7 protein-coding genes are annotated in these 10,991 nt (G+C 73.1%); 2 read left to right on the forward strand and 5 right to left on the reverse strand.

Annotation, left to right across the window (positions count from 1 at the left end):
• Positions 1-45: 45 nt before the first annotated feature.
• The 5 genes from ACFQ8C_RS34925 to ACFQ8C_RS34945 form a co-directional block, all read right to left on the reverse strand.
• Positions 46-2,019, reverse strand: coding sequence for an ATP-dependent DNA helicase (locus ACFQ8C_RS34925; RefSeq protein ID WP_383465664.1), 1,974 nt, complete (start codon positions 2,017-2,019; stop codon positions 46-48).
• Positions 2,020-2,069: 50 nt separating this feature from the next.
• The gene (locus ACFQ8C_RS34930) at positions 2,070-3,890 is read right to left on the reverse strand and encodes an IucA/IucC family protein (RefSeq protein ID WP_383465666.1); all 1,821 of its coding nucleotides are present in this window, start codon (positions 3,888-3,890) and stop codon (positions 2,070-2,072) included.
• Between the two features lie 60 nt (positions 3,891-3,950).
• Positions 3,951-4,709 carry a GNAT family N-acetyltransferase gene (locus ACFQ8C_RS34935; RefSeq protein WP_383465668.1) on the reverse strand — a complete coding sequence of 253 codons (759 nt, stop codon included), beginning with the start codon at positions 4,707-4,709 and terminating at the stop codon, positions 3,951-3,953.
• 99 nt (positions 4,710-4,808) lie between these two features.
• Entirely contained in the window at positions 4,809-6,686 is a 1,878-nt protein-coding gene (locus ACFQ8C_RS34940) for an IucA/IucC family protein (protein WP_383465670.1), read from the reverse strand.
• A gap of 38 nt (positions 6,687-6,724) precedes the next feature.
• Positions 6,725-8,149 carry a diaminobutyrate--2-oxoglutarate transaminase family protein gene (locus ACFQ8C_RS34945; protein ID WP_383465672.1) on the reverse strand — a complete coding sequence of 475 codons (1,425 nt, stop codon included), beginning with the start codon at positions 8,147-8,149 and terminating at the stop codon, positions 6,725-6,727.
• A gap of 328 nt (positions 8,150-8,477) precedes the next feature.
• On the opposite strand from ACFQ8C_RS34945, the gene ACFQ8C_RS34950 reads away from it, so the two are divergent.
• Complete coding sequence (locus tag ACFQ8C_RS34950; RefSeq protein WP_383465674.1) at positions 8,478-9,653, forward strand: trypsin-like serine peptidase; 1,176 nt, start codon at positions 8,478-8,480, stop codon at positions 9,651-9,653.
• A gap of 108 nt (positions 9,654-9,761) precedes the next feature.
• The gene (locus ACFQ8C_RS34955) at positions 9,762-10,940 is read left to right on the forward strand and encodes a trypsin-like serine peptidase (RefSeq protein ID WP_383465676.1); all 1,179 of its coding nucleotides are present in this window, start codon (positions 9,762-9,764) and stop codon (positions 10,938-10,940) included.
• Positions 10,941-10,991 lie beyond the last annotated feature (51 nt).

A 10,991-nucleotide genomic window follows, 5' to 3' on the forward strand; every position in this document is an offset into this window, starting at 1 on the left:
GCCCCGGCTCTCCGCCGGGGCCGGACGCGTGTCCACGCCCCTCGCTCAGGCGCCGTCCGCCTTCGCCTTCGCGTCGATCGCCGCGAGCGACCTGCGCACCTGGTTACGGTCAGTCGTGTACCAGAAGTCGGGCATCGAAGCCTTCAGATAGCTGCCGTACCGGGCGGTGGCCAGGCGCTGGTCCAGGACGGCCACCACGCCCCGGTCGCCCGTCGCACGGACCAGACGGCCGGCACCCTGCGCCATCAGCAGCGCCGCGTGCGTCGCCGCCACCGCCATGAAGCCGTTCCCCCCGGCCTCCTCGACCGCCTTCTGGCGCGCGCTCATCAGCGGGTCGTCCGGACGCGGGAAGGGGATCTTGTCCATGACGACCAGCTGGCAGCTGGCCCCCGGCACGTCCACGCCCTGCCAGAGCGACAGGGTGCCGAAGAGACAGGTCCGCGGGTCGGCCGAGAAGTTCTTGATCAGCTCGCCCAGGGTGTCCTCGCCCTGGAGCAGGATCGGGAACTCGGGGATACGGCTCCGCAGCTCCTCCGCCGCCAGCTGCGCCGCCCGCATCGAGGAGAAGAGGCCCAGCGTCCGTCCGCCGGCCGCCTGGATCAGCTCGGTCAGCTCGTCCAGCATGTCGCCGCGGTCGCCGTCCCTGGCCGGCTTGGCCAGGTGCTTGGCGACGTACATGATCCCCTGCTTCGGGTAGTCGAACGGGGAGCCGACGTCGAGGCCCTTCCAGACGGGCAGGTCGTCCCCGGCGGTGCCCTCGGGCGCGAGGCCCAGCGAGGCGCCCACCCCGTTGAAGTCGCCGCCGAGCTTGAGCGTGGCCGAGGCGAGGACGACGGAACGCTCGTTGAAGAGCTTCTCCCGCAGCAGCCCGGAGACCGAGAGCGGCGCGACCCGCAGCGAGGCACCGAAGCGGTCGTGCCGCTCGTACCAGACGACGTCGTACTCGGAACCCTGCGTGATCCGCTCGGCGACGCCGTGCACGGTCTCGACCGAGGCCATCGCCTGCTTGCGGACCGCGTCCTCGTCCTGCACGGAGCGGTCACGGGTGTTCCCGAGCGCGGTGATCACGGCCCGGGCCGCGTCACGCAGCGCCATCAGCGCGTACGCGAGATCCTCCGGGATCTTCTCCAGACGACCCGGCAGGGCCAGCTCCATGACCCGCTCGAAACCCTCCGCCGCGGTCTGCAGCTGGTCGGCGACCTTCTCGTCCACGAGCTTGGCGGACCGGCGCACCGCCCGGTTCACCTGTCCCGGAGTGAGCTCGCCGGTGGCCACACCGGTGACCCGGGAGACCAGCTCATGGGCCTCGTCGACGATCAGGACCTCGTGCTGCGGCAGCACCGGGGCGCCCTCGATCGCGTCGATGGCGAGCAGGGCGTGGTTGGTGACGACGACGTCGGCGAGCTTGGCGCGCTCACGGGCCGCCTCGGCGAAGCACTCCGCACCGTACGCGCACTTGCTCGCGCCGAGGCACTCCCGCGAGGAGACCGAGACCTGGGCCCAGGCCCGGTCCGAGACGCCGGGCGTCAGGTCGTCCCGGTCGCCGGTCTCCGTCTCGTCCGCCCAGTCGCGCAGCCGGAGCAGGTCCTGGCCGAGCTTGCTGGTGGGCGCGGCCGCCTCGAAGGGGTCGAAGAGGCCGTCCTCCTCGTCCTGCGGCACCCCCTCGTGCAGGCGGTGCAGGCACAGGTAGTTCGACCGGCCCTTGAGCATGGCGAACTGCGGACGGCGGCGCAGCTGCGGGTGGAGCGCCTCGACCGTCCGCGGCAGATCACGCTCGACCAGCTGGCGCTGGAGCGCCAGCGTGGCCGTGGCCACCACCACCCTCTCCCCGTGCGCGAGCGCCGGCACGAGATAGCCGAGCGACTTTCCGGTGCCGGTGCCCGCCTGGACGAGCAGGTGGGAGTTGTCGTCGATGGCCTCGGCCACGGCCTCGGCCATGGTGACCTGGCCGGGGCGCTCCGTGCCGCCGACGGCGGCGACGGCGGCGTGGAGGAGGTCGGGGAGGGATGGCTTCGTCATAGCGTTCCCAGCCTACGGGGCCGCGCTGACAGCGGGGACACTCCTCCGGATCACGCGAGGGGGTTGGGGACGGTGCCGTGGACGGCGGCGTGCGGGCGGTCGGAGCGGTCGCGGTAGCCGTCCATGTGCAGCCGGTTGCGGTTGAGGCAGAGCCGTTCGATCCGGGGGGTGAGCAGGTCGAAGAGCTCGAACCGGTCCTTCAGCTCGGGGAAGCGCTCCTGGTGGCGGAGGATCTCGGCGCGGACGAGGGCCCAGAAGTCCGCTTCGGGGACGTCGAGTTGTTCCTCGCACAGCGGCGCGAGGTAGCGGAAGACTCCGACGAAGAGTCCCGAATGGATGAACTGGGTGAGGAAGCCGGGGTCCTCGGTGAGGAGGACGGCGCGGACGTCGTCGGGCATCGTCTCGTGCTCGGGGAGCGGGTGGGCGCTGATGTTGACGTCGTCGACGAAGTCCTTGATCGCCAGACGGACGGGGACGTCGTGCTCGTCGTAGACGACGATCGCGTTCTCGCCGTGCGGGGAGAAGACGGTGCCGTAGCGGTAGAGGAAGTGGAGCAGCGGCGGCAGCAGGGCGGCGAAGAGGTGCCGGAGCCAGACGGTGGGGGCCAGGCCCGAGCGCTCGACGAGCTCGGCGACGAAGGCCCGGCCCTCGGGGTCGGTGTGGAGCAGGGAAGCGAGGGTACGGGCGCGTTCGCCCGGCGGCAGGCGGAGCGGTTCGCGCCAGATCGCGCCGAGCAGTTCCTTGTACTGGTACGGGACTTCGGGCAGCCGGTCGTAGAGGGGGTGCTCGACGGTGACCGAGGCGACCTCGCCGAGGAGGATCACGCCGCACTCCTCGCGGAGGAAGGGGTCGGCGTCGCGCAGGCCGTGGACCCAGGCGGTGACGGCCGGGGCGGCGAGGGTGCGTTCGGTGGGGAGGCCGCGCCAGACGAGGGTGTTGAGCACGGAGAGCGGCAGTTTGACGGTGTGCCGGTCGGGGCGGCTGGTGTTGAGGAAGGTGCGGATGGACTGCTGCGGCAGGCGGAGGTCGCCGTCGGCGGGGAGCGGGACGATGTCGCTGGAGGCGATGGCCGGGGCGTAGAGCGGGAGCAGGATCTCGTCCCACTGCCAGGGGTGCACGGGGAGCAGCAGGTAGGCGTCGGGGTCGAGGTCGCGGGCGGTGAGCGCGGCGCGGAAGGCGTCCAGGACGGCTGGATCGAGTTCGTCCGCGTAGAGGCGGTCGGGGGTGGCGAGTCCCGCGACGCCGCGGTAGGCCGCGATGCGGTTGCTGACCGCGATCCACGGGAGCCGGGTGGCCCTGCGGGCTTCGGGGGCCCAGCGGGCCGTGTCGCCGGCGGAGAAGCCGATGCGGCCCTTGTTGAGGACGAGCCAGGGGTGGCCGGTCTGATGGCCTTCGAGTTCGGCGTAGGACAGGTCCGCGAGGCGGTCCGCGGTGAGGGCGGTGTGGTCGAGGCGCGCCTCGGCGGCGAGGGTGGCGGAGAGCTCGCGGATGAGGTGGCCGAGGGTGGCGCCGTCGAGGCCGAGGAGGTGGCGGGCGCGGACGAACAGGACGAGGGGGTCGGTGAGCGGCCGGTCGTCGTGGGTGATCGTGTCGGGGTCGACGCGCCAGCTGCCGTAGGAGCCTCGGCGGGCGGTGAAGGCGAGGGCGGTGCCGTCGTCGAGGGCGAGGGTGTACCGGTCGGGGGTGTCGGGGCCGGCGGCGACGGGTTCGAGGATCTCCTCGTAGGCGAACTCGCCGAGGGCTTTGGCGAGGGTGCGGGCGCAGGCGGTGGCCCAGGCGGTGGGGTTGAGCTCGGGGGGCGCGAGCAGTTCGGCGGCGGGGGTGGTCGCCGCGGGGCGTGCGGAGTCGTGGGGTGCTGGGGACGTCGTCACGAAGACTCCTCGAAGTGGGAACCGCTGTGGGTCGAGCGGTGTATCAAAGGCAGAGGGTGTTCACAGAACGTGACGGAGGGCCCGGTCACGGATCATGAGCGCGGCTCGTTTGTCGGGTAGGTCGATTTCCGCCGCGTAGCGGAAGCCGGCGCTGAGGAAGGCCGAGACGGAGGGGGTGTTGCGGATGTCGGGTTCGGCGACGACGCGGGTGCAGCGGGGACGGTGGTCGAGGACGAGATCGGCGACGGCCCGCAGGAGTGCGGTGCCGACGCCCCGGCCTCGGTCCGTGACGCCTCCGAGGAGGAGATGGATACCCGTGTCGTGCGGAAGGGCCGGGTAGGCGCGGGCGAGCGGGTCGAGGTCGGCCCGGTAGATCTCGAAGTAGCTCATCGGGGTGGAGTCGAGCACGCCGAGACAGGGGACGCTGCGGCCGTCGCCTTCGAGCTGGGCGCGGACGTGGTCGGCGGTGACGGAGTCGGCGCCGGACAGTTCCCAGAAGGCGGCGACGGCGGGGTCGTTCATCCACTGGGTGAGCAGGGGCAGGTCACGCCCCAGGCGGACGGGGGCGAGGCGGAAGTCGCCGAAGCGGGTGTCGGCCGGTGCCCAGGAGGCGACGGAGTCGAGCAGATCACCGTCGAGGCGGCCGTCGGCGGCGGTGTCGACACCGGTGCCGGTGCCGGTGTCAGGCCGGTCTCCGGTGAGGAGGGCGACGAGGTCGTCGACGCGGAGGTCGAGGGTGTCGTCGCCCGTCGGATCCGCCGGGGGGTGGTCGGCGGCCGTGGCGCCGGCGTCGTGTCTGTGATCCGGGTGTATGGACATGCGGCGGGTCTTCCGTGGGTCGTGGGCGTCCCGCGGTGGGTGGTCGGGGGACGCGCCGGTGGATGAGGCCGAGGGCGGCGGAGGGTGGGCCGCCGGGGCTCAGGCTCGGAGGGGGTTGGTGATGGTGACGTAGACGGACTGGGTGTCGACGGGGCCGACGAGTTCGTCGAGGCCGTGCAGGCGGGTGAGGAGGTTGGCCTTGCTGCGGAGGGTGGCCGCTTCGAGGAGACGGTGCGGGAGGGGCGAACCGAGACCGGTGGCGGAGGTGAGGAAGGAGCGGAAGGCGGCGAGGAGGATCCGCTCGTCGGCGAGGTGCTGGGCGCCGAAGGCGCCGATCAGACCGAGGACGTTGTTGATGCCGAGGTAGTAGGCGAAGCGCTCGTCCGTGACCTGGTCGGAGACGAAGGTGTCGCTGTGGGCGCCGATCCCGGGGAGACGGCTCTCCAGCTCCGCCCGGTGGGATTCGCGGAAGTAGTAGCCCTGGTTGTCGCGGTAGCGGCCGCCGGCGGGCCAGCCGTCGGGGTCCAGCAGGACGAGGGTGTTCTGCTGGTGGGCTTCCAGGGCGATGCCGGCGTGACCGTCGAGCCAGAGGACGGGGCGGACGACCTGGTCGAGGTAGCGGAGGAACCACTCGGCGGAGACCGCCGCGACGGGGCGGCCGGTGCCGGCGGAGAGGCGGTCGACGAGGTCGGCGAGTCGGGAGCTCATGCCGGTGGCCCCGGGCCGGGGGCGGGGTGCGGTGAGGGCCGCGAGGCAGACGGCGTCGTCGCCGGGGCCGAAGGGGTTGTGCCGGATCATCAGGTCGAGCCCGGGGACGGGGGTGCCGTCGGGGTCGTCGACGGCGAGCCAGGCGGGGTCGCGGACGATGTCGAAGCCGGGGTGGGCCGCCTGCCACTCGTCGACGAGGCCGGTGCGCAGGAGGCGGTGGACCTCGACGCCCCGGTGGAGTTCCTTGCGGAGGTTCTCGCGGCGGGAGTTGGTGATCCGCAGGCCGAGGGAGAGCTTGAGCATCGCGCGGGCGCCGGGGCGGTGGACGGTGCGGACGGAGGAGGTGGGGTGCCAGTGGCTCCCGTGGGGGCCCAGGTCGTGGAGGAGGCCCTGGTCGAGGAGGGCGCGGACGTCGGGGCGGTGGAGGAGTTCGCGGGCCTGCCAGGGGTGCAGGGGCAGGGGGGCGGTGCCGGTGGGGCGGGCGAGGCCTTCGGCGAGGCCGGCGGCGAGCTGTTCGGCGGTGACGGGGCGGCCCTGCTCGGTCCAGGCGGAGTCCGAGACGAGGAGGGAGCGGTCGACGGCGAACCAGTGGAGCGGGAAGGAGCCGTGGAGTTCCGGTGAGTAGAGGCGGGACTCGGCCTCGGAGAGGCCTTCGCGGCTCTTGGGGGTGGGGTGGAGCGGGTGGCCGAGGAGGAGGGACTGTTCGGCGGCGAGGAAGAGGTCGGCGTCGGGGTGGGGCCGGGGGTCGCGGCGGTCGGCGGCGAGGAAGTCGGCGGTGCGGCGGGCGGAGTCGGAGACGCGGCCGACGAGTTCGGTGGCCTCGGGGCGGCCGGTCTCACGGCTGAGGAGGGCGGCCAGGGTGACGGCGTCGACGGCCGGGGCCGTGGAGGGGAGACCCTCCAGGGTGGGGGTGCCGAAGCGGTGCCAGCCGGTGGGCGACCAGTAGGAGACGGGGACGAGGAGGGCGGTGCCGCTGGCGGCGAGCGGGATGCGGAGGGTGGCGGTGTCGGGGGCGGGGAGGTTCTTCTCCCGGACCCAGCAGCGGAGGAGGTTCTCCAGGGCGGCGGCGTCGGCGGCCCGCTGCGGGTCCGGGTCGTCCAGCGGGTCGGCGGCGGGGGCGCCGGGGCGGTGCGGGTCGGTGGCCGGGGCGGCTCCGGGGCGGGACGGCCGGAGGGGGGCGGGGCCGGTGTGCTGGCGCGGGACCGTGGGTTCCTCGGCGTCGGGATGGGTCACGGTCTCGGACAGCTGGGAGGTGGGGGTGGCGTTCACGCGGGTTTCCTTGGAGAGGGGGCCGGGGGCGGTCCGGGTCAGTGGGACGGTCCGGGGGCGGGCCGGTGGGGGGCGGGCGGCCGGGGGACGTGGGCCCGTTCGGCGGCGGCGAGGGCGTCGGCGAAGCGGTCGAGGACGGCGGTGGCCTGCTCGTCGGTGAGGGTGAGCGGGGGAAGGAGGCGCACGACGGCGGAGTGCCGGCCGCCGAGCTCCACGATGAGTCCGCGGGCGAGGCACTCCTGCCGGACGGCTCGGGCGAGGGCCGGGGCGGCCGGCGGGACGGGGCCGGCGGGTCCTGCGGCTTCGGGGTCGACGAGCTCGACGCCGATCATGAGGCCGCGGCCCCGGACGTCGCCGACGCAGGGGTGGACGGCCTTGAGTCCCCGCAGGCGGCCGAGCATGTGGGCGCCGAGGGAGGCGGCCCGTTCGGCGAGACGGTTCTCGCGGACGTACGCGAGGGTGGCGGTGCCGGCGGCCATGGCGAGCTGGTTCCCGCGGAAGGTGCCGGCGTGGGCGCCGGGCTCCCAGGCGTCGAGTCCGGAGCGGTACACGATGACGGCGAGCGGGAGGGAGCCGCCGATGGCCTTGGAGAGGACCATCACGTCGGGGACGACGCCGCTGTGCTCGACGGCCCAGAAGGCGCCGGTGCGGCCGACGCCGGTCTGGACCTCGTCGACGACGAGGGGGATCGAGTGCCGGTCGGTGATGCTCCGCATGCGGCGCAGCCAGGCGTCGGGGGCGGGGAGGACGCCACCCTCGCCCTGGACGGCCTCCAGGATCATCCCGGCCGGGGTGGTGACGCCGCTCTTGGGGTCGTCGAGGAGCGACTCGGTCCAGCGGGCGGAGAGTTCGGCGCCCTGTTCGCCGCCGACGCCGTAGGGACAGCGGTACGACTGGGGGTACGGGAGCCGGGTGACGCGGACGTCGTCGGAGCCGCCGGAGACGGCGAGGGCCCCGGCGGTCATGCCGTGGTAGGCGCCGGTGAAGGCGAACAGGCCGCGGCGGCCGGTGGCGGTGCGGACCAGTTTGAGGGCGGCCTCGACGGCGTCGGTGCCGGCCGGCCCGCAGAACTGGATACGGGCGTCGGCGGCGAGTTCCGGAGGGAGGGTGGCGAACAGCTCGGAGGTGAAGGCGTCCTTCACGGGGGTCGCGAGGTCGAGGACGTGCAGGGGGGCGCCGGAGTCGAGGACCTTGCGGATCGCCTCGAGGACGACGGGGTGGTTGTGGCCGAGCGCGAGGGTGCCGGCGCCGGAGAGACAGTCGAGGTAGCGGCGGCCGTCGGCGCCCTCGATGGTCAGGCCGCGGGCCCGGACCGGGACGATCGGCAGCGAGCGGGCGTAGGTGCGGGCGGCGGACTCGCGCTGGGCCTGCCGCCGCAGGATCGCCTCGTACCCGCCGCCCGCCGCCGTCCCGTACCCCCGTCGGGTGGGGGCTGTGGCTGGAGCTGATTCGGTCACGGCCACGGCTCGGTGTCCTCCCGCGATAACAGTTGCGTTGCACATCGGAGGGGCGCCCGGCGCGCCCAAAGGCCGCTTCGAGCGCCGTCGTTGTGTCCCCCGTACGTACCAACGACGGGAACTGCCGGGGAACACGGGCCAGGGGCAAGATCCTTGGCGTGTCCTGGATCACGGCATGACAACGGCCGCACCGGCTCCGGAACCGCCGGTGGGGCGCGTACCGTCCCCTCCGGCACCGGCATAGTGGGGGCGGTCGTTCCCACGTCCGGTCGGACGCGAGTGCGACCGATGCCCAGAAATGCACCAGTTGACGTAGTACCAGGGGGATCACGAGATGCGATCGATTCGTCCGCTGCTGATGGCGGCGTCCGCCGTCGCGGCGCTGACGCTCACCGCGACGGCCTGTGGCCCGAGCGAGGAGAACGCAGGAGACAAGCCCAGCGCGCCGGTGAGCGAGAACCCGGTCGACAAGATCAAGATTCCGGACGACCTGAAGCAGCGGCTGAAGGACCACGGGATCGATCTCGACAAGTGGCGCGACGGCGAGTGGAAGAACTGGGACAAGGACAAGTGGCTTCGCGAGGCGAAGGACTTCGTCAACCCGATCATCGAGGACCTCTGGGACCCGGGCCGGATGCGGGACGCCGAGCGTCCCGAGCGCCCGGTCGAGGAGGAGGACATCTCCGGTGACGAGGGTGTCACCGACCCGACGCCGGACCCGGTGAAGGCGAAGGCGGTGCCGGCGAAGTACCACGCCAACTCGCCCGCGTCCGGCAAGGTGTTCTTCGACGGTCCCGACGGTTCGATGGTCTGCTCGGCCACCGTGGTGACGGACCCGGCGCACCCCGGCAAGTCCAACCTGGTGTGGACCGCCGGCCACTGCGTCCACAAGGGCAAGGAGGGCGGCTGGTACCGCAACATCGCCTTCGTCCCCTCGTACAACGACGCCGCGCTGCCCACCTCCGACCTGGAGAAGGCGACGCGCGAGCAGATCGCCCCGTACGGCGTGTGGTGGGCGGACTGGGTGAAGACCTCCGACCAGTGGATCGCGCAGGGCGCGTCCACCGGTGGCGCGGGCGCCCCGTACGACTTCGCGGTCATCCAGGTCACCCCGGAGAAGGGTTCCTCCGGCAAGTCGCTGGAGGAGACGGTCGGCACGGCCCTGCCGGTCGAGTTCAACGCCCCGGCGGTGCCGAAGATCGCGGACATGACGGCGACGGGCTACCCGGCGGCGCCGCCGTTCGACGGTCAGAAGATGTTCCGGTGCGCCGACAAGCCGGGCCGTCTCTCGCTGAAGGCGGACCAGCCGACGATGTACCGCATCGGCTGCACGATGACGGCCGGTTCGTCCGGTGGCGGCTGGGTCGCCCAGGGCCAGGACGGGAAGCCGGCGCTGGTGTCGAACACCTCGATCGGCCCCTCGACGGCCGGCTGGCTGGCGGGTCCGCGCTTCGGCCCCGAGGCCAAGGCGATCTTCGACGAGGTCAGCAAGAAGTACGCCGGCCAGTAGGCCGGTGAGCGACCGCAGAAGCAGCACATGAGGGGAGGGAGGCGGGACCGCCGGACGGTCCCGCCTCCCTCTCCTCGCTCAGGACACCTTCCAGGGGGAACCCACCAGATGCGTTCTGTACGACTCATACCCGCGGCCCTCGGCGTGGTGACGGCGCTCGCGCTGACCGTCACCGGCTGCGGGCCGACCGAGACGCCCGCGGCGGACAAGCCGGCCGGCGGCGCGGCGAGCAGCTCCGCGTCCGCGGCCTCGGAGGGCGGCGCCGGCGCGGACGGCCTCGCGGACGGCCTCGCCGACAAGCTCAAGAAGCACGGCGTGGACCTCGACGCGTGGAAGCGGGGCGGGTGGAAGGACTGGGACACCGGCACCTGGCTGCGTGAGGCCGAGGACTTCGTCAACCCGGTCATCGAGGACCTGTGGGATCCGGCGCGCATGCAGTCGGCGAAGAGCCCGGACCCGACGATCACCGCGCAGGCCGGCGCCTCCGGCTCGGACCCGGTGCCGCGGCCGGTGACGGCGCAGCGGGAGAAGACGCCGTACCACCGCCACGCGGCCCCCGTCGGCAAGATCTTCTTCGATTCGCCGCAGGGTTCGATGGTCTGCTCGGGCACGATCGTGAAGGACCCGCGCCGGCCCGGGAAGTCCAATCTGGTGTGGACGGCCGGACACTGCGTCCACGCCGGTCAGCGCGGCGGCTGGTACCGCAACATCACCTTCGTCCCCGCCTTCAACGACCTGGGCAAGTCTCCCGCCGCCCTGCGCGACGCCCAGCCGCACGAGGTCTACCCGTACGGCCAGTACTGGGCGGACTGGGCGGTGACGTCCGGCGAGTGGCTCCAGCGCGGCGGGACCGACCAGGCGTGGCCGTACGACTACGCCGTCCTGCACGTGCAGCCCCAGCGCGGCGGCAAGTCGCTGGAGGAGACCGTCGGCGCGGCGCTGCCGGTCGACTTCTCCGCTCCGGCGCCGGCCAGGGCCGGGACCGTGGGCGCCTGGGGCTACCCGCAGGCGGCCCCGTACAACGGCGTGATCATGCACAAGTGCCTGGACCGGGCGGTCCGGCTCACGACGGCCCCCGCGACGCCGGTCATGTACCGGATCGGTTGCACGATGACGGCGGGCTCTTCGGGCGGCGGCTGGTTCCGGGTGCTGCCGGGCGGGACGACGGCGCTGGTGTCGAACACCTCGATCGGCCCGGCCGGCAGCCGGGGCTGGCTGGCCGGTCCGCAGCTCGGCCGGGGTGCCAAGACCGCGTTCGACATGGTCAGCAAGAAGTTCGCCCGCTGACCCGAGCGGAACGGACGCCGGCCCCCTCCCTGGATCGGGAGGGGGCCGGCG

This window comes from Streptomyces sp. NPDC056503, assembly GCF_042794995.1.
Taxonomy (GTDB): domain Bacteria; phylum Actinomycetota; class Actinomycetes; order Streptomycetales; family Streptomycetaceae; genus Streptomyces.